19 protein-coding genes are annotated in these 18,871 nt (G+C 68.7%); 1 reads left to right on the forward strand and 18 read right to left on the reverse strand.

Going from position 1 to position 18,871, the window contains the following annotated elements; genetic code table 11:
• Positions 1–321 precede the first annotated feature (321 nt).
• The 17 genes from ABZT03_RS38535 to ABZT03_RS38615 all read right to left on the reverse strand — a co-directional run bounded on the left by ABZT03_RS38535 (position 322) and on the right by ABZT03_RS38615 (position 16,522).
• Entirely contained in the window at positions 322–1,125 is an 804-nt protein-coding gene (locus ABZT03_RS38535) for a 3-deoxy-manno-octulosonate cytidylyltransferase (RefSeq protein ID WP_356048096.1), read from the reverse strand.
• Between the two features lie 34 nt (positions 1,126–1,159).
• Positions 1,160–1,711: an NUDIX domain-containing protein gene (locus tag ABZT03_RS38540; protein WP_356048098.1), complete on the reverse strand. Its 552-nt coding sequence runs from the start codon at positions 1,709–1,711 to the stop codon at positions 1,160–1,162.
• Positions 1,712–1,716: 5 nt separating this feature from the next.
• Entirely contained in the window at positions 1,717–2,838 is a 1,122-nt protein-coding gene (locus tag ABZT03_RS38545) for an adenosylhomocysteinase (protein WP_356048100.1), read from the reverse strand.
• Between the two features lie 31 nt (positions 2,839–2,869).
• Positions 2,870–3,868: an NAD-dependent epimerase/dehydratase family protein gene (locus tag ABZT03_RS38550; protein WP_356048102.1), complete on the reverse strand. Its 999-nt coding sequence runs from the start codon at positions 3,866–3,868 to the stop codon at positions 2,870–2,872.
• Between the two features lie 34 nt (positions 3,869–3,902).
• Complete coding sequence (locus ABZT03_RS38555; RefSeq protein ID WP_356048103.1) at positions 3,903–4,739, reverse strand: aminoglycoside phosphotransferase; 837 nt, start codon at positions 4,737–4,739, stop codon at positions 3,903–3,905.
• A complete protein-coding gene (locus tag ABZT03_RS38560; RefSeq protein WP_356048104.1) occupies positions 4,736–5,392 on the reverse strand; it encodes a histidine phosphatase family protein in 657 nt (218 codons plus the stop codon). The genes ABZT03_RS38555 and ABZT03_RS38560 overlap by 4 nt, the downstream gene beginning before the upstream one ends.
• Positions 5,389–6,144, reverse strand: coding sequence for a phosphotransferase (locus tag ABZT03_RS38565; RefSeq protein WP_356048106.1), 756 nt, complete (start codon positions 6,142–6,144; stop codon positions 5,389–5,391). The genes ABZT03_RS38560 and ABZT03_RS38565 overlap by 4 nt, the downstream gene beginning before the upstream one ends.
• Entirely contained in the window at positions 6,141–6,986 is an 846-nt protein-coding gene (locus ABZT03_RS38570) for a class I SAM-dependent methyltransferase (protein ID WP_356048107.1), read from the reverse strand. Before ABZT03_RS38570 ends, ABZT03_RS38565 begins: the two co-directional genes overlap by 4 nt.
• 31 nt (positions 6,987–7,017) lie before the next feature.
• Entirely contained in the window at positions 7,018–7,530 is a 513-nt protein-coding gene (locus ABZT03_RS38575) for a topology modulation protein (RefSeq protein ID WP_356048108.1), read from the reverse strand.
• A 96-nt stretch (positions 7,531–7,626) separates the two neighbouring features.
• The gene (locus ABZT03_RS38580) at positions 7,627–8,679 is read right to left on the reverse strand and encodes a hypothetical protein (RefSeq protein WP_356048109.1); all 1,053 of its coding nucleotides are present in this window, start codon (positions 8,677–8,679) and stop codon (positions 7,627–7,629) included.
• Positions 8,676–10,394 carry a carbamoyltransferase C-terminal domain-containing protein gene (locus tag ABZT03_RS38585; RefSeq protein WP_356048110.1) on the reverse strand — a complete coding sequence of 573 codons (1,719 nt, stop codon included), beginning with the start codon at positions 10,392–10,394 and terminating at the stop codon, positions 8,676–8,678. The genes ABZT03_RS38580 and ABZT03_RS38585 overlap by 4 nt, the downstream gene beginning before the upstream one ends.
• A gap of 8 nt (positions 10,395–10,402) precedes the next feature.
• Positions 10,403–11,353: a thymidylate synthase gene (locus tag ABZT03_RS38590; RefSeq protein ID WP_356048111.1), complete on the reverse strand. Its 951-nt coding sequence runs from the start codon at positions 11,351–11,353 to the stop codon at positions 10,403–10,405.
• Positions 11,350–13,203, reverse strand: coding sequence for a hypothetical protein (locus ABZT03_RS38595; RefSeq protein ID WP_356048112.1), 1,854 nt, complete (start codon positions 13,201–13,203; stop codon positions 11,350–11,352). Before ABZT03_RS38595 ends, ABZT03_RS38590 begins: the two co-directional genes overlap by 4 nt.
• Positions 13,200–13,922 carry an HAD family hydrolase gene (locus ABZT03_RS38600; protein ID WP_356048113.1) on the reverse strand — a complete coding sequence of 241 codons (723 nt, stop codon included), beginning with the start codon at positions 13,920–13,922 and terminating at the stop codon, positions 13,200–13,202. The genes ABZT03_RS38595 and ABZT03_RS38600 overlap by 4 nt, the downstream gene beginning before the upstream one ends.
• A 388-nt stretch (positions 13,923–14,310) precedes the next feature.
• On the reverse strand, positions 14,311–14,916 hold the full coding sequence (locus ABZT03_RS38605) for a class I SAM-dependent methyltransferase (protein WP_356048114.1): 606 nt from the start codon (positions 14,914–14,916) through the stop codon (positions 14,311–14,313).
• A gap of 380 nt (positions 14,917–15,296) precedes the next feature.
• Positions 15,297–15,917, reverse strand: coding sequence for a hypothetical protein (locus ABZT03_RS38610; protein WP_356048116.1), 621 nt, complete (start codon positions 15,915–15,917; stop codon positions 15,297–15,299).
• Complete coding sequence (locus tag ABZT03_RS38615) at positions 15,875–16,522, reverse strand: ATP-binding protein (RefSeq protein WP_356048118.1); 648 nt, start codon at positions 16,520–16,522, stop codon at positions 15,875–15,877. The genes ABZT03_RS38610 and ABZT03_RS38615 overlap by 43 nt, the downstream gene beginning before the upstream one ends.
• Between ABZT03_RS38615 and ABZT03_RS38620 the strand changes: the two genes are divergently transcribed.
• On the forward strand, positions 16,521–17,765 hold the full coding sequence (locus ABZT03_RS38620; protein ID WP_356048120.1) for a helix-turn-helix transcriptional regulator: 1,245 nt from the start codon (positions 16,521–16,523) through the stop codon (positions 17,763–17,765). The two genes, ABZT03_RS38615 and ABZT03_RS38620, sit on opposite strands and share 2 nt — an antisense overlap.
• Before the next feature lie 49 nt (positions 17,766–17,814).
• Here ABZT03_RS38620 and cutA read toward each other — a convergent pair whose 3' ends face one another.
• The gene (cutA, locus tag ABZT03_RS38625) at positions 17,815–18,141 is read right to left on the reverse strand and encodes a divalent-cation tolerance protein CutA (RefSeq protein WP_356048121.1); all 327 of its coding nucleotides are present in this window, start codon (positions 18,139–18,141) and stop codon (positions 17,815–17,817) included.
• Between the last annotated feature and the right edge of the window lie 730 nt (positions 18,142–18,871).

Below are 18,871 nucleotides of genomic sequence, written 5' to 3' on the forward strand. Positions count from 1 at the left end.
CCGCCTGGTCGGCAGCGGCCACGAACTCGGTCACGGTGTCAGTCACTTGATGTCTCTTCCATGATCATCAATTACACCGGTGAGCGTACAGACCCGCCGGGCAGCCAGAACGGGTGCGGGGCGCCCTGAAGCGGGTCGGGCTCAGCGGGCGCGCCTTGGCGACCGGGTGCGGCACGGCATTGGCGAGGGGCGGTTCAGGCGCCGTCCGGGCGCAGTGGGATCACGTTGGCCGGGGCGGGTTGGTCTTGGCCAGTGGAGTCCCGCAGGATGTCCTGCGTGTGCGGCCGTCAGTTCCTGCGGCGGAAGGAAGCCGTTCTCACCTCAAGGGCCGACAGTCCGCCCCGTCGTGCCAGCGGTTAGGCATGCGTACTGGGCGAGGAGGCTCTCCGCTCGCGCTAGATCCTGAGGGGTGTCCACCGCTACGCCGTCGTCCAGGACAGGGACCATCTGCACGGCGTGGCCGTGTTCGACGAAGCGCAGCATCTCCACTCCCTCGGCGCGCTCCAGGGGCCCTTGTTGCAGCTGTCGAAAGCGTTGGAGACCTGGGCCGGTGAAGCCGTAGAGGCCCAGCTGGCGGAGGTACTTCGGTCGGTCGCCCTTCGGATAGGGAATGGGCTGGCGCGAGAACATCAGGGCCTCGCCTTGGGCCGAGACAACGACCTTGACGACGTTGTGGTCCAGGACGGCGCCGACGTCGACCAGTTCGGTGTACGCGTTCACGGCGAATGCGCCCGGCGGCAGGCACTCCAGGGCCTCGGAGATGGCGTCGATGGCGGCCGGCGAGATGAACGGCTCGTCGCCCTGGACGTTGATGTACGCGTCGGCCGGCAGGCGCTCGGCGACCTCCGCGACGCGGTCGGTGCCGGTGAGGTGCTCTCCGGTACGGATGCAATCGATGCCCAGCTGGCGGCACGCCGCTTCGATGCGTTCGTCGTCGGTCGCCACGATGGCTCCGTCGAGACGTTTGGTCTCCAGGCAGCGCTGGTGGACGTGCCAGAGCAGCGGATTGTCGCCGAGGCGAGCCAACGGTTTACCGGGAAAGCGCGACGCGCCCCAGCGGCAGGGTATGACGGCGACGTGCCGGCGCGGTGTGGCGCCGCGAGTTAGAGCTGTGGTGGCGGCCACGGCGTCCTCCTGGTGGTCGGGTAGGGGCGGGCCTTCAGGGCAGCAGGGCGAGTTTGGAACGGACGGTGGGCGACGCGGCGCTCGTGAACGGCCGCCATTCGTAGCCGTCGACCTCCTCTTCCTGGAGGGTCACCGCGTGCCCTGCGCCGAGAAGGAAGACCCAGCGGAAGTCGACGTGGTGGTGGGCCGGCTCGTCCTTCGAGGGGTTCGCGTCGATGGTGTGCACGTCGATGTCGAGGGGAACGTCCTCGAAGCCGGAGAGAGGAACGACGGCGCTGGGCGGGATGCCTGCCTCCTCGTGCAGTTCGCGCAGGGCGGCGTCGCGCAGGTGCCGGTCATCCGGTTCGTTGTGGCCGCCGGGCGCCAGCAGTTTCCCGGACGCCTTGTGCATGATGTGCAGCACGTGCCGGGCGCCGTTGATGACGATGGCGCTGCATGTCACGTGGGCGGGGAACGTCTTTCGGTTCGTGGGGTCATCTGCGGCGGCGAGCGCGGCGAACAGCAGGGTGAGGGAGTCGCGTTCGTCCGAGTGACGGGCGAGGTATGCCTCGGCGACGGAACGGATGTGGTCGACGGAGGGAGGCACTGGGGTCACCTTTCGAAGTGGTGGAGCCAGGTTCTGGCGATGGCGTCGCGGTCGGCCGCCGGCATCTCGTGCAGTCCGGGCTGGAAGCGGGTGTGGCTGAGCGCGGCGGTGGCGGCGAGTATCTCGGCCTGGACGAGATGGATGTACGCGCCGACGGCAGCGCCGTGCACGAAGTTGACCGCACCGCCGTCGGCGAGAACGTAGAAGTAGTGGCCGGTCACCTCATATCGCGTCAGCTGAGCGCTGACTGGGGTGCGCTGGTAGAGCTCGTCGAGGCTGCCGAGTTCGAGCTCGTCCTCGGATGAGGTCACCGATCCGAGGTAGGCGCCATTGCGCAGGGCGGCGAAGTCGCCCTGCCGCAGGGCGAGGTTGCCGGTGGCGCACAGGACGAGTTCCGCGTCGCTCACGGCCTCGGCGGTGGAGGTGCTGGTGCGGAAGCCGAGGGAGTGCGCCTGAACTCGCTTGACCGGATCGCTGTCGTACACGGTGACGCGCAGTTCTTGGGCGCGCAGGGTCTGGGCGATGGCGCGGCCGATCTTGCCGAAGCCGATGACGCAGGCGTTGCGGCTGGTGAGGATGTCCCCGCGGGCGCGGACGAGGGCTTCTGTGGAGAACACGATCGAGCGGCCGACGAGGTGGTCTTCGCAGTCCTTGAGCGGGGAGCGGGCCACCGAGACGATCGGGCACGGCAGTTTGTCGAGGGCGGCGTACCGCTGGTGTCCGTTCTCGGTGTCCTCGACGATGCCGAGGATGCGGCCGGAGAACTTGCCCACGAGCGTGTCGAGGCTTGCCGCGAAGTAGCCGCCGATGTCCACCAGGACGACGTCCCGGCCGCCCGCTGTGTTCTCCAGGTAGTCCAGGGCCTGGGAGTTGTCGGTGAACCGTTCTCGGGTCAGGTCGTGGACGGGGAAGGTACGGCGGACGGCGTCGAGGGTCGGCTGGTGGATCGATCGGGGTTTCGGCAGCACGGCGCCGACCGTGGACACCGCGGTCATGGCCCGCAGGAACGCCGGCCGTTCGGGGAGCAGATGCGTGATGACGAGCGTCGTGATCGCGTCCCCGGCGGGGAATTGCGTCGTGATCTGCCGGAAAAAGGCGTCCAGCCGCGCTCGCTCGGGACTCTCCATTGCGTTTCCTCTCGGGCTCCGGGCCGCGGGGTTACGCGGCTCGGCTGTAGTTGGGGACCTGGACGGCCAGGGCCTGCATGTGGGCCCGCAGGCCGTTATGGAGGTCGACTCGCGGCTGCCACCCGAGGACTTCTCGGGCACGGCTGGGGTCGGCGCGGGTTAGGGGGACGTCACCGCTGCGCGCGTGGTCCTGCTGGAGCTGGATGTCGCGGCCGGTGAGGCTGGTGGCAATGTTGATCACTTCCAGCAGCGATGCGTTCGACCCGCCGCCCACGTTGATCGCGCCATGCGCTGTCGGCACGGTCGCGGCGGCGATCGTGGCGGCGACCACGTCATCGATGTACGTGAAGTCGCGTCGCTGGTGACCGTCTCCGTACAGGCGAAGCGGCTGTCCGGTCAGAGCGGCCTGCAGGGCGCGGTGGGTGAACATGTCGGCGCGCTGGCGGGGGCCGTAGACGGTGAAGTACCGCAGGGCGACGACGCTTGGACCGGCGGGGCGCTCGGCGTAGGCGAGGCAGAGCTGTTCCTCGGCCAGTTTGGTCACGGCGTAGGGGGAGGCCGGCTTCGTACGGTCGGCCTCGACACTCGCGCCGCCATCGGTCGGCCCGTAGACGCTGGAGGAGGACGCAACGACCAGTCGCGGGACGCCGATGCGGGTGCAGGCTTCCAGGACCCGGTGGGTGGCCAGCACGTTAGACGCGAGGTAGTCGCTGAACTGCGGCCCCCAGGAGGGCCGTACGCCGGGAATGCCGGCGAGGTGGAAGACCGCGTCCGCGTCTATCAGGAGTGGGTCGATCGCGCAGTTGAGGAGGTCGGCGGTGATGTGGTGGTACCCCGGTATACCGCGCAGGGAGGCGAGGTTGGCGATGGCAGTGGCGTCGGCGGAGGGGTCGCGGCGGTCAACGCCGATGACGGTGGTGCCGGCCTGTACGAGGGCGTGTGCGAGGTGGGAGCCGATGAATCCGGCGGAGCCGGTCACCACAGCCCGGCGCGGGGCGGCGGTGGTCGGGTGCTGCTCGTGCTGCGGCACGGGAATCTCCAGGAAGGTGATTGAAGGGAGGAAGTCAGGTGAGGCGGGACAGGACGGTTCGGCCGTGCGCGCTCAGGGCGAGGTCGTTCTCTTTGTGGCCCTTGACCAGGGCGGTGGTCGCCTCGATGGCGCCGAAGCACTCCAGAAGGCGCCGCTCGGTGTCGGTCAGTGGGCGGCCGTACCCGTCGAGGAAGGCGGTTCGCAGGTGGGGCGCGGCCTGCCAGCGGCGGAATTCGAGCCGGGCGAAGTCGCGGACGCGGGCGTCGCGTCGCATGTGCTCGAAGTCGCAGATGCCGAAGGCATCACCGATCAGCCAGTTGCGCGGCTGGTAGTCGAGGTGGCAGATCGCGCTGTCCATGAGGCTGTTGCCCAGGATGACCGCGTGGTGCTTCAGCAGGTTCCGCTCGGCCGTGTCGATGAGGCCGATGTGAGCGGCCCGGTCGATCCAGCTCTGGAGGCGTTCGGCGAGCGCGGCGCCGACGGCGCCGCCTTGGGGCATGGCGGTTGCCCGGTGGAGCTTGCCGAGGACGTGACCGGCCTCGTGATGGGCCAGTTCCTCCTCGGGTGAGCCCGGGGCCGCGGTGTCCGCCCGATCGCCTGCGAGCGCGGTCAGCAGAAGGGTGCGGGTGGCGTCGTCACGGCCGACCAGCTTCGGCGCGTGGCCGGTCAGGTGGGTGCCCCATGTCCGGTAGGCGTGGAGTTCCCTCGCGTATCGGTCGGGCTCGGCGTGCTGTTTGGCGACGAAGTGCTGCCCGTCGTTGGCCACCACGCGCACGACCCGGGGAGGGAGCAGGGGGTCCGGCGCGATCTCGACGGCGCCGAGGAGATCGTGCGCCAGTTGGATCCGGGGGTCGTCCGATGTGGCGATCACGGGGTCGGCTCCGGTGTGAGGAGACTGAGGTGCTCGGTGTCGTTGTGCCGATCGAGCATCCAGCGGGTCTGGCCCAGGCGGTTGCGGTGGTGCTGCCAGCGAGTGATTGAGGCGTGGTTGTGCGTGAAGCCCGCCGGCGAGCCGATCGGGATGTCGAGGAGCAGGGTGTGCGCGGTGATCACCGTCTCTCCGTGGGCGGCGAACACGATGCGCTTCCCCTCGTTCTCCTCGATGAGTTGACTCAGGGTCTTGCTGGCGCGCTTCAGGTACCCGTTCCAGGTGTCGGAGCCAGTGGCCCAGGGAGTGTTGGGGTGCGCATGCGGGCCGCCGTTGGCGGCTGTCTTCACCGCATCCCAAGGTTTGCCGTCGGCATCGCCGTGGACGGGGCCGTCGAGCCGGTCGTCGAAGTGGAGCGGAATCTGGAGCGTCTGGGCGATGATCTCGCCGGTCTGGACGAGGCGAATGCGCGGGCCTGCGTAGACCATGTCGAAGGGCTTCTTCAGGTGCTCGGTGGCCAAGCGGCGCGCGGCCTGTTCGGCCTGGGCGTACCCGAGGTTGGTCAGTCCGGTGCAGGTGCGCGGGCCCCCGACGAGGCCGTCGGCGTTGCACTGGGCCTGGCCGTGCCGTACGAAGACGAGTTCGGTGGTGATCATGGGGTTCCTCGGAGGTGGGAGCGGAGCGGCCAGTGGTAGCCGTTGCGCCCGACGTACGGGGCGGTCAGGACGGCGTGCAGGGCCAGGAAGTCGTCGAGGCGTCCGCGGTTCGTTGCGTGGAGCCGGGAGCCGTAGCATCCGGCCGCCGTGTTGTACGCGAGCAGGGCGGCGTTGACGGCTTGGTCCGTGAGTGGTCCGTACGTCAGGTGGAGTGTCGCGATGAGCTTGGCGAGGTCGTATCCCATCGGGGCTAGGGACAGGTCGTCGGTGTCGACGGTGACGATGTCCCCGGCCGCGGTGATGATGAAGTTCCGGGGGTTGCTGTCCTTGTAGAAGGCGGGCGGTCCCTGCGCGGTCTCCTCCAGCAGGCCGAGCATCGCGTACAGGGCCGCCTTGTTCGGCAGGTAGCCCTGCTCGTGGCGTCGCCGGAGCGCGATCTCCCGCGGGCCGAGGTAGTCGTCGAACGGCGTTCCGTCGTTGAAGTGGTGCGGATTGCCCAGCGATGCCGACTGAAGGTCGCTGCGCCATGCGGCACCGTGCGCGCGGCCCAGCAGTTCCGCCATGCGCGGCAGGTCGTCGGGGCGTACGGAGCGGCCCTCGACCCGCTCGAATGCCAGACTGGCCGGTCCGATCTCGTGAAGGGCCGGCTGTCGCAGCGGCTTCGCGTGCTCTTTGATCCACCGGTAGTGGCGGACAGCTCCCGCCGCGCGCTCCGGTGTCTCGTAGTGCTTGGTGAACGGTGGGAGGGTCATGCCGGCTCCTCCTTCGCCTGCGCGACGACGAAGGTGATGAGGGACCGAGTGGTCAGCGGCTGGTCCGGAAGGAACTCGTGCAAGGTCGCTGCCAGCGCCCCGGGGTTTCCGTACAGGCCGGGCGCGAGGTCGTACTTGGGGTTGGTGGCGAGGTACTGCGCGAGGTGGTCGTGGCCGTCGAAGGTGAAGGCGTGCTCCTCGTCCAGGGTGGCGATCACCTCGAGCGAGGAGGTGGCCAGGGCGGCGAGGTTGCCGCTGTGCGCGGCGGTGTAGAGGCTCTCGTGCTTCTCGGCCCGCCCATCGAGGCCGGCCGCAGTGACCAGCTGGTCTATTTCCCGGTAGCTTTCGAGTCCCTTTGTGACTAGTACGGCCAGGCCACAGGGGGCCAGAACTTTCGCGATCTGCGCGATGACGTCGTTCGGCCGCGGCGAGTGGTAGAGGCAGAACGCGGCGACGGCGACATCGCACGACCCGGCGGGCAGCGGGAGGTTGTGGAAGTCCCCTTCGACGAATTCCGCCACGGTGTCGGGCAGTTCCTCGGAGCGTGCGTGGGCATGGACGAGCAGGGCGGGGGCGGCATCCAGGCCGATGACGCGCCGGGGCCTCAGCTGCTCGACGATGGCCAGGGTGCTCGTGCCGCGACCGCAACCGATGTCGAGCACCATGCCGAGGCGGTTCGGATGCGCGTGGTGGGCCCGCACCAAGCTGACGATCGTCTCGGGCACGGGGCGACCGGACGTCTTCGCGCGCATCAGGGCGCTGGTCCGTCCGGCCAGTCGGGAGGCGTGCCCGTACAGCTCCTGCCGGCGGGCGGGGTCCAGGAACGGGTTGGGCTCATTCATGCCGCACCCCCGCTCCGGGGGCCCGGGCCGTTCAGGACTGCTCGGCGGCCACCTTCCGCAGCCAGCGGCGCGTCTGGCGCCGGTTGGCCAGCAGGACCACGTCGGCTCGGCCGGCGGCGTACTCCTCGATCTTCGCCATGACCCGGGGCCGCATCTTGCGGCGGTACGTGGCGACGTACTTGATCACGCCCCAGTGGATGCGGTTGTGTACGCCGTTGCCCTTGTGCCCGGCCCCGTGCTGGATCTGCCGGGAGAAGATCCCGTACAGGGCCGCCACGGTCGACACGTCCATCAGGATCACCGTGTCGCAGGCTTCGAGCCGCACCGGCAGCGTCGAGTTGTAGTTGCCGTCGATCACCCACCGCGGCTTCGCGACCAGCTCGCGCTGCACCTCGGTGAATTTGTCCATGGGCAGCGCGTTCCACTCGTCGTCGTAGAACGCGGCGTCCAGGTGCGTCACCGGGGCGTCGAGGATCCTGCCCAGTTCGCGGGCCACGTGGGATTTGCCGCTGCCTCCGCAGCCGACGATGGCGACCTTCTTCATGGTGCTCCAGCGTAGAGAGGTTCGGGTGTGCGGCGGAGCCATCCCCCCAGACACGTTCGGATGATCCAGGCGTCAGAGCCTGTCGAGCGGACTCCATCAAGCAGCTCCCCGCGCGGTCGCCGTGGTCTGGACGAGCACGTGCAGTGCGGATTCGACGGTGTCGACCTGCTTGTGCAGGCCGAACAGGCGCAGGCGGTCCACGCATGCCGCGATCAGGTCGGCGTGCTGCTGGGTGCCGGCGATCTCGCGGAGGTAAGACAGCCGCTCGATGACGTCTCGGCCGGAGCGCACGATCAGCTCCTCCGGTACGAACCGGTCCGCGAAGCGGACGTCCGTCGGGACCAAAGGCAGGCACCCGCCGAGTACGGCCTCGAAGATGCGCTGCGTCATCTGCCCGACGGCGGCGTACCGCTCGGGCAGCATGAGGACCGTGGCCAGAGACCGGCCGTAGACGCCGGCGGCGGCTTCGAAGGGGATTCGGCCGACGAAGTGGACGTCCGGCCAGCGGTCGGTCTTCGTCCACTTCCCGGCGACCAGGTGCTCGACCCGGGCGGCGGCCGGGGCGAAGTAGCGGTCGAAGGGCTCGTCGCGGTCGTACTGGTTGCCCACGTAGCCGAGCGCGAGGTCCCGCGGTCGCGCGGCGAGGGTGGCGGGGTCTGCCTGGGCGATGAGGTCGTCGGCGACGGGGAAGAGGAGGGAGCGCGCGCCCAGGGTCGGCGCGAGGGCAGCCTCGCAGACGAGGGCGTGGGCGGTACGCCGCCACACGCTCTCGGCCCGCAGGGTGCGGTCCTTGTCCCAGATCACGGTGGGCGTCCGGTGCCGCACGGTGTAGTGCTTGATGAGTTGGGCTTGGCGGTGCAGGTCGCAGGAGTGCCCCTCGGTCCCGCAGACCGTGGTGTTGCGGCCGGTGATCGCCCAGCGCCATTCCAGGAACAGGACGTCAATGCCCGGGGTGCCGTCGGCGAAGGTGTACGTGCCACCGAGGTCGTCGCCGGCTTCGAGGCGGTCGCGGTCGGCCTGGAGGAAGACTATGTCGTGACCGCGGGCGATGAGGGCGTCGATGAAGGGGCGCCGGTGGCTGCGTCCCCCGTCCGGGGTGTCGGTGACGCCGTTGCCGAGGAAGCCCCAGAAGCTGTATCCGATCTTCACTTGGTGATCCACCGCCCTTCGAGGAACAGGGCGTCGAGTCCGGAGTTGGCCAGGCAGTCCAACGCCATCTCGGGCGTCCCGCAGATCGGCTTTCCCTTGACGTTGAGGGAGGTGTTGATCAGCACGGGCACGCCGGCGCGGCGGCTGAAGGCGGTCAGGACCGCGTGCATGAACGGGTTCTGCGACCTTGTGACGGTCTGCAGGCGGGAGGTGTCGTTGGCGTGCACGATGGCCGGCACGCGCTCGCGCGTCTTGTCCGTCACTCCGGAGGCCATGGACATGTACGGCGCCTGCTGGCCGAGCGTGAAGAACTCGCGGGCGCGCTCGGCCAGGACCATGGGAGCGAAGGGTCGGAAGGGTTCGCGGAACTTCACGGTGGCGTTCAGGCGTTCGACGACGCCAGGCTCCAGCGGGGAGGCGAGGATCGACCGATTGCCAAGAGCGCGCGGTCCGGCTTCGACGGCCCCCTGGAACAGACCGACGATGGTGCCGTGGGCCAGCTGATCGGCGAGGAACTCGGCGGTTTCGATTCCCAGGGTTTTCTGGCGAAGGCCGGGCCAGGGCGTCAGGTCGAGGGGCTGGTCCTCGTAGGAGGGGCCGAGGTAGCAGCTACGGGCGACGCCAGCGAGAGGGCGGGGGCTGCGTCCGTCGACATGTACAGCGAGGGCGGCGCCGATCGCCGTACCGGCGTCACCGGGCGCGGGCGGCACGAAGACCTCGTCGAAGATGCCGGCCTCGATGATCTTCCCGATGCTCACACAGTTCGTGGCGACACCGCCTCCCACGCACAGGCGTCGGGAGCCGGTGAGCACGCGAGAGCGGCGGGCCAGGTGCACCATCACCTGCTCGGTCCGCTCCTGGAGGGCAGCCGCCAGGTCCCGGTGGAGGTCCGTGAGCGGCTCCCTCGGGTGCCGTTCGGGGCAGGTCTCGGCGACGAACTGCCGGGATGTCCTCGGGTATCCCGACGTGAGGGTGCGCGTGGGGAAGTAGCCGGGATTGATGCGGAAGCCCGTAGCCGTCGTGCGGAGCGCCTGGGCGAACAGGTGGCGGAAGCGGGCGGGGTCGCCATGGGCGGCCAGCGCCATGACGGTGCCTTCCTCGTCGCCCCGGCGCCAGCCCAGGTGCTCGGTGACGGCGCCGTACACGTACCCCAGCGAGGCCGGGTCGTTGATCGCTTCCAGGGTCTGTGTGCGGGGGCGATGTGTGCCGTGGCCCCGGGCGATAGTGGTGGTCTGCCGCTCGCCGAGACTGTCGACCACCAGTACTGCGGCTTCGTCCCAGCCCGAGGCGGCGAAGGCGGTGAGCTGGTGGGCGCGGTGGTGCAGGATCGGCGTGACGCGGGCAGAGGGGAACCGGCGGCCGAGGATGCGCAGGCGCCGTTGGGTGCGCACGGCCACCTTGGCGAACCCGTGTGCTCGGGCCAGGCTTCGCTCGCGTGTCGCCGGGGAGAGCGCCAGGCGTAGGGCGGCGGGCGACTCGGCGAGGTAGCGGGCGGGCTGGAAGTTGTAGGCGACGGCGTCCACTTCGGCGGCGGTGAGTTTGGCCTGGCCGAGCAGCCACTCGATGGCCCGGGACGGGTAGAGCTTGGTGTGCTTCTGCTCGGAGAGGCGTTCCTCCTCCACGAAGCCGACCAGTTCGCCGTCGACGAGGAGGGCAGCCGACGAGTCGTGGGTGTACGAGCACAGGCCGAGGACGACCGAAGGCGTGCGCTTCATGGCGGCGGTCACCTCGCCCCGGCCGTCGCGGCGGGGTTGGTCGAGCGCCGCTTTAGTTCTCCGTACCAGGCGGTGACGGCCTGACCGAGGGGACCGTCGATCTTGTCGGCCGCCCGCCATGCCTGCTCGCGGTCACCGTCCTTCCACAGCCGGTAGCTGTGCAGTGTCTCGGCCATCGTGTCCCAGCCGGGGTGGCCGGTCACTTCGCGGGCCTCGACTTGGTCGAGTAGGGCGTCGAAGCCCGTCCACGGAGTTCGCAGCTCGGGCATGAGCTGGCTCGCCGCGAGTGAGGTCAGCAATTCGGCCTGCTCGACGTGCTCGTCGTAGATGTGCAGCGAGCCGACATGCAGGTGGAATTGGCCCAGCTCCGCGTCGAGCCACCCAGCGACCAGCTCGTGCAGCACGGTGTAGAAGAACACGTCGTACGGCATGCCGATCCACACGTCCTGGCCGCGCATCATTGTCGCCATGTGCAGGCGGCCGTCGCGCAGATGGAAGCGGAAGCCGAGGGTGCAGGGCACGTCCTTGTGCCCTGCGGCGTCCTGGGCCGGGTCGTAGAGCTGGATCAGGGCCCGCCGGGAGTCGGGGTCCTCATTGAGGATCTCCACGACACGGGCCAGCTGGTCCACCTTGCCGGCCCAGTTCCGCATCCTGGGCCCGTACGCGCCGAGCAGTACGCCGTCGTCGGCGTACTGCCGCAGCCGCGCGTTGTAGTCGAAGATCCACGGGTCGTCGGAGCCGGAGAGGTGCCAGACGGTCTCGGCGACCGCGAAGGCCGGGTTCACGATCCGGGCCGGGGGAGCGTAGAGCAGGCGGGCGCGCGGCTGGGTGAGCAGCAGGTGGACGTCACGGACTTCCCGCGTGGCCATGTTCCGGGGGCTGACCTTCTCGCCGGACTTGGCCAGCGTGACAGCGCCGGAGAACAGCTCGGCCATGCTGTCGGCGGTGAGGTATGTCATCGGGCAGGAACTCCTTCGCCCTGGGGCGACGCAGAGGTCGCGCCGGAGGCATCGTGGTGGACGTGGTCGGATGATCTGGCGCTGGCTTCGGCGCGCTGGGTGATGAGGCGAGCGACCTGGGCCGCGCTGTCGCCGCGCCACCGGCACACCGCGTCCATGGCCGTCTTCGGAACGGGCGTGCCCGGTTCAAGCAGTGCGGAGAGCGCTTCGGCGACGTCAACGGCGTTGTGGCACCGGGCCGCGAGACCGTGGCCGGATAGGTCCAGCGTGCGTTCGCCCGGCGTGCCGATTTCGAGGACCGGGACGTCGAGCAGCGCGGCCTCGATCCCGCACGTCGAGTACGCACTCGCCAGAGCGTCGGCCCCGGCGAGGCAGCCCCGCGCGCCGACCTGCGGGTCGGCCACGGCCACCAGCGGCCCTCCGTCCTGCTTCAGCAACGTGGCGAAGGCATCGGCGCCCTGCGTCGGGTGTGGAGCGATGGCGAGACCCCAGTCGCCGTCCGCCGCACTCAGACCGTCCAGGAGGAGGTCCGCCTGGGTCTTGAGGTGACCGGGGCTGAACGGCTGGCAGGCCCACACCGCGATCCGGGCAGGGGCGCGGCGGTTGCCCGGAGCCAGCAGCTTCTCCAGATACCGCCGCTGTGCCTCACGGCCGAGGGCGGCCAGCGCGTCGAAGCGAGGCTGTCCCAACACGTGCACCTCGCCCGCGGGGTGGCGGACCCACGCTCGGACCAGGGGGAGGTCCCGTTCGCCCATGACGACGATGTCGCGGCTGTGAAGTGCCGGCCAGGCGACAGACTCTGCCGTCCACGCTCCGTGCTGGACGTGGACCGTGTTCGCCCCGTGACGCTCGGCTGCGTGCGCGGCCAGTGCGCCCAGCGGGCTGGTGTCGTTGCTCAGGAGGACGGTGTGCGGTCGGGTCGCGGACAGGACACCGTCGAGCCAGTGCTCTGCTCGGATGAGTGTCCGCCATGACGGCTGGGTGCACCCGCCGCTGGTTTCGAGGAGTACGGACAAGAGCCGTACGAGACGCGCGAGTTGGAGGCTAAAACCCTTCACGCGGACGATGTGCTCGTCGTCGGGTAGATGCAGGCCCTCGGCAGTGCCGGAGACGGTGAAGAGGTCGCTCGGCGCCGAGCGCAGGTCAATGCCCGACGCCGCCGGCGCGGAGCACCGCTCGGCAGGGTCGGTGGCGAGATCGAGCAGCAGGTTCGTCCGTCCATCGCGCTCCAGCTCGACGAGAACCGGCATCAGGGTGGCCGCATGTCGAGAGGTCCACGACAGCGCCACGACGTCTCGCTGCTGCAGGTCCGCAGGGAGCGGACTCGGCTCCGTGTTCGCCGTGCTGGAACGGGAGCGGTTGCGTAACTGGGCGGAGCGGGTCGGGTTGTGCGGAGCCGCTGCCCCGAGCAAATGGGCGATGCCGGACCATGTGATGGTGTACGCGAGGTACTCCCGCGAGCTGCTGGTACGAAGCCCGACGAGCCCCTCGTACGGGGCGAGGGCCAGGGGCCCCGGAGCTGTCGCGAACGGCTCCCAGGCGTCCAGGACCAGCAGCTTGCGCAGGATCTCGGCCACGAAGCGTCGAACAGGAACGTGCTGGACGTGGAGCCAACCAACGCCGCCCGGTGTGGAGGCACGCGAGGATCCGTATGGTTCCAAGGCGTCCATGACGTCCTCGACGAGGGCGCGCAGTTCCTGCCGGTCGACAGGTATGGTCTCCAGTTCCCGGGTCCGGATGTGGTCGGCCTTCGCGTGGTCCAGGGCGCCGCTGCCGACGAGAGCCCATCGGGGCTGGCCGGCGAAGTCGGCGCGGACCAGACCCAGACCGCCGGTCGCACGGGTGCTCACACCAGGCTCCCCTCGACGAACGGCAAGGCGGAGGTCAGCAGGTGCAGCAGTTCCTCCGGCGAGGCGACGATCTCGGGTGCGGGCGAGGTGGGCTGCCCGTATCCCCACCCGGCATGGACGTAGGCGACACCGGCGCGGGCCGCCGATTCCTGGTCGACCGCCATGTCCCCCACGTAGACAGCCGCGGCGGGGTCGACTCCGAGGTCGACCAACGCCAGGAGGATCGGGTCGGGGGCCGGCTTCGCCCGGCCCGGCCCAGTGGAGGTGCGGACGGTGGCGAAGGGGCATCCGATGTGCGCGAGGAGCGGGGCGGCACGGTTGATGTGCTTCGACGTCACCACGCCCAGCCACCAGCCGGCGGCCACGAAGGCATGGAGCACTTCGACAACGCCGGTGAATTCGTGTGCGAGGTGTGCGACGGCGACGGATTCCGTCTCGTACGTCCGGCGGACTGCGTCGACATCGGCGACGCCCAGCCGATGCATGATGTCGCCGAACTCGCGTCCCAGGTGACGCTCGTAGTCGGTGAACGGAAGGGTGATGCCGTGGGCCTCCTGCACCTTCCGCCACGCCTTCTGCATCACCGGACGGGTGTCGAGCAGGACGCCGTCGAGGTCGAGAAGAAGCGCACGCTGCGCGCGGCCAGCGTGCTGTCTCTCGCCAGCTGTGATCTCGGATGCGGCCGAAGCCGGTGTAGTAATCGGGGCGGGAACGGTCATGCTCGTTCTCCTCATCAGGGCGGCTATTGGCAGCAGGGCGGCGCGACTCAGAGGGCCGAGACCGGGTCGAGTTCACACTCGGGGTACTGGCTGGGCCCGCCGGCCTTCTCGAACGGCGCATTGAGGCTCGTGGGTGGGGGGTGACGGCGGGGCGACTCGCACTCCTCTGTCGGACCGTGTGGGCGACGGCTGCGGGCGAGGCGGGCGAGCACACGTCGGATACCGACCGGATCGAAGAAACCGCTGTCAGGCACCGTGACGGGACGATGAATTCGGATCACTCACGGTTCGCTCATCCACTCAACCGCAGTGGCTCTTCTCCCTCACTGGCTCGACTTGAGGTAAGGAAATTCCGCGCTGACGAGTGGACGCCGGTGCCGACGAACGGTCACAAGGTCCGGTGGCGCGGGTTGGACAGGAACAGCGCGGTGTGTCTGCCGAGCCAGCAGCGGTTCTGTTCGGCCCAGCCGTTCTGGAGGTCCTGCACCTGTTCCTCGGTGAAGCCGCGCTGCCATGGCCTCTCGGCCGGTTCGCCCCTGCGCTCGGACCAGACACGAACAAGGACGTACAACTGCCCGCCAGGGCGCAACCAACGGCGTGCGTCGACCATGAACCGCGTGTGGTCGATGAACGGCAGGATGTTGCGGCAAACGATGAGGTCGAGCGAGCCGGGCTGCAGTTGAGGCGGGATTGCCCCCGCGTCGAAATCGTGCACCCCGTAGCGCAGCCGACCGTTGACGCCTTGCCGATGCGCGGTCCGGATCGCGATCGGCGAGAAGTCCAGGCCCAGCACGTCGTAGCCCCAACGGGAGAGCTGTCGGCTGAAGCTGCCGATGCCGCAGCCGACGTCGAGTACGGATGCCCCGGCGTGCGGGTTGACGTGCTGGAGAAAGCGGTCGACCTCGGCGTCGGTCACGAGGCGGTCTATAGCCCGGCCCTGGCTGTACCAGGCATCCCACTGCTCGGGACTGAGGCGATACAACAGCGACTTCATGCTGCGTCCTGTGGGTCATCAGTCGAAGCCGAGGCTGCTCCGTTCCCCGAATCCGGCAGGCGGGAGAGCCGGTGAAAGCGGGAGAGGTCCAAGCCGCCACCTTGCACCTCGCCGGCAGGGACGGCGAAGAGATCGATCCCGGCCTCGCTAGGCAGTTCCGGGGCGGCCTCCTGGATGGCGAGGAGGGCCTCGCCTTGCTCGCGGTGCGGCAGGAGCCGCGGCGCCCGGTCGCTGTGTCCTTCGAATGTCATGGTGGCCCCTGATCAGGTGAAGTCGTAGGCGATGGCGAGCACGGCGAAGACGGCGGCGATGAGGAAGACCTGAGCGCTGATCTGTCTCCAGCCCCAGCCCTTCTCGTCCATCCAGCGCAGCGGACGCCTTCAAGTCGGCGTAGTGGGCTCCTCGGGGATCACGAGGTGTACGAACGCCTTGTACCGCTCGCCCAGATGCTTGATCACGGCGTGGTACTCGTCGGCATCGGAGCTGATGTTGTGCCGGTCGAGGACGATCACACCCTCTGCGAATCCGCCTCGGATCTGTCGCTCGACTTCCCTCCATCCAGGGCGCTGCCAGGGGGGCGTGTAGACGCTCCGGCCCGTGCGCGAGCCGGGGAAGTACGTCGTGGGCACGGGTACGGCAACATCGTGGAGCCTTGCTCCTATCGCGTAGCCGTGCTGCTCCGCCTCGGCATGGAGGGTGTTCCAGTCCTCGTCGGGGCTGGCCCCCGGACTCGGCACCAAGCTGTACGCCAGGACGTGAAGCTGCCGGTCGCTGCTTTGACGGTCGCGTTTTCCGACAGCCTCTCGATGGAAGTGCTGGCGGAGCTTACGGAGCTGCCCATTGCGCGACTGGCGCTCCAACGGGTCGGGACCACTGTGCCGCCCCCGGATCCGGCCAGCATTCGGCCGGCTGCCGGATGACTGCACCTCCAGACCCAGACCACGGTCGGCCACGGGGCTCAACACGTCGGATCCAAGGTTGGTTGCGCCGTGCGGCGACATGGGGGTGCCTCCGTAAGAGTGGGAATGACCGCATATGTAGTCCGGCCGCTGTCGGCCACGCCCCACCGATGTGACAGGTGTGCGACTAGGAGCAGCCCTCGCCCGCCCAGGTCGTTGGCACCTGCGCGTCGTCGCTTGGCAGGGGTGGTGCTTCCGTCCGTGACCTCGATCCGGAGCCGGTGGTTGCCGTACAGCACCCGCAGACCCACAGCCCCAGAGCCGTGACTGATCGCGTTGGTCACCAACTCTGAGACGACAAGCTGGGCGTCTTCTGCCGGGGCGTCCGGCAGGGCCCACTGCCTCAGCACGGCCGCTGTGGTGCCTCGTGCTTGAGCGACGTGAATACTCGCCGGCGCCATGATCATCTCGAAGGCATGGGATGCCAGTGGAGACACGGCCGGCGCGCTGCTGGCGGCGGTGGGGCCGCCGTCAGTCATCCCAGGTTGGGGAAGCGTTGCTGCCCGGTGCGTGGTCATGTGCCCATCGCACCGTGGTGTCGTGATCCGGAACAGGGGAAACCTGAGGGGGAAAACTTTGTCAAGGGGGGAAAACGAGGGGGAGTTGGGGTCAGGATTGGATTCCCCACCGATAGAGGTCACACTCATGGCAGCAGATCCGTTCGCCGAACTACTCCGTCAGCTGCGCCGTAACGCGGACCGATCGCAGGATGAGCAGGCGGATGCGATCAACGCGGCCTCGGGCCGGGCGACGGTGACCCGCCGAGAGGTCAGTCGGTACGAGAACGGTGAGAACGTCCCTACGAACCACACACTTGGGCACATTGCTGTGGCATGCGGCGTCCCGTTGGAGCCGCTCCTGCGGGAGGCCAAGGCCGCCCGAGCCAGGCGGAGGACGAAGGACGACGCTGAAGGGGAGGACCTGGACGACGTGAAGCGCCGAACGTTGCTGGGAGGCGCCGTCGTCGGCGCTGCTGCCGCTGCCGAGCCTTGGGGCCGACTCGCCTACGCGCTCAGCAAGGGAGCCAGGATCGACCCCGAGTCCGCGTCGGTGCTCATCGATCACGCGGCCGAGTTGCACGTGGACGAGCTGAGTGAAAGCGCACGCAGCTTGCAGAACCGGGTCGAGTCTCACCTCGACGCGATCACGGCGGCCCTTCCGCGCGCTGGCGGCCACGAGCGAGCGCTGACCATCGCGGCGGGGGAAACCGCGGCCCTTGCCGGATGGGTCGCCTGGGACCTGGGGGAACACGATAAGGCTGCTGCCTATTACCGGGTGACCTCGGAGTGCGCGAAGGAGGCCGGGCACCCGCCCTTGCGCGCTCTGGCGCTTGGCTACGCGAGCTACGGTGCCGCTACCCCGGGTAAGGCGCTGGAGATGCTGTCACAGGCGGCTCAGGATGTGCGGGGGCATGGCAACGCGACCGCTGCGGCGTGGGCATTGGGACGGTACGCGGAGGAAGCGGCTCAATCAGGGGACGATGCCGGCGCTCTCCGGGCCCTGGAGCAGGCACGATTCGCGTATGACTTCGCGAATCACACGAGCGAGCAGGCATGGGTCCGCTTCGTGACGCCGTACCGGATGGACTCACTGGCGCTTTCGGTATACGGCGAACTCAAGCGCCAAGAGCTGACGGTCACAGCCGACTCCGCGGTCGAGCGCCTCGGTAAGGAACTGCCTGACTCTGGAGTGGTGGTCCTCGGGGACCTGGCGTCGGCGCTTCTGCGTGGCGGCGACGTAGACCGTGGGGTCTACGTCGCGCGCCAGTTCGCCGCAGCAGCGGAGTCAAAACCGAACACCATGGGACGTCAGCGGGCGCAGAGCATCGCTGCCTGGCTCCCCGACATTGAGCGCGACCTGGCCGGCCACTTGCTGGCGTTCGCGTCGTGAGCCATCCGGCGAGCAGGCTCGGTGACGGTGAGACGCGGGGTGGCGTGCCCTACTGCGGGTGAGTCTCCTCGACCACCCAGGACAGGTACGCCTCCGATCCTCCGGTCACGGGCAGCGTGATCCACTGGGGGACGTCATACGGATGCTTCTCGTGCAGCCACGCCTCCAGTGCCGGGAGACGGTCCGTTGAAGTCATGTACGAGATCCGCCACTCCTGCGCCGTCTCGACCTTCCCCTTCCACCAGTAGAAGGCGGTGATAGGCGCATCGATGTGAACGCCCGCTGCCAGCTTGCTCTCGACCGCACCCCGAGCCAGCGCCTTCGCCTGATCCTCGTTGTCACTCGTCGTCTGCGCGATCACAATCTCGTGGGCCATGCAACTACCTTTCCAGCTCGGGCACCGCGACCCTACCCAGCCGTTCAGCGCACGCCGACAGTCGGTGGCTACCGGTCAAGATGGGCGGGACTCACCCACCGGCCTGGATCAGTCAGTCGGCAACCCGTCTTCCAGGATGGCACGTCGCTTTCGCCAGCACGGTGAAGGTCCGCTTGTCGACGAGACATGGGCAGCGAACCACATGACGATGCTCGAATGGTTCAAGTCCGTGTACTCGGATTGTTGTAGCCAGGGCTGTTGACACCGGTCTCGTAGCGGGCAGAAGTCGGCAGCCTGTAGGAGGTCGAGAGACATGCTCCGTGGGCACCCTTCAGGGTTTGACTCGAACTCGCGACCTCGCCGCTTGCGGGCTCCATGGCGCTGAGGCTGGTAGTAGATCGCTTCACGGTCGTTCGCTTGGGAGCAGGCGCGGCGTTCCCAATCGTGGATGCGCTCGCGTCGCCACCCTGTTCGTCAGCCAACGCGCGCAATGTGGCCCGAGAGGGAAGGTGAAGGCGTGCAGTCCCACGGCTTGCCCTGAGTCATCGCCTTTGGGTAACAGCAGTGCGGGGTGCACAACATAGACGACGATCGCCGGTTGGCCAAACCGGGAATCCTTCGGATCATGGTATGCGCTAACTTGATCTTTAACCTGTGCGGCGTGGTCGTGGGGTGGTCGACTTCTTCGTTCGCTGTTTCGCCGCCGCTGTTTTGCGGGGTGTGTGCACGT

The organism is Streptomyces sp. NPDC005574, assembly GCF_040605435.1.
Taxonomy (GTDB): domain Bacteria; phylum Actinomycetota; class Actinomycetes; order Streptomycetales; family Streptomycetaceae; genus Streptomyces.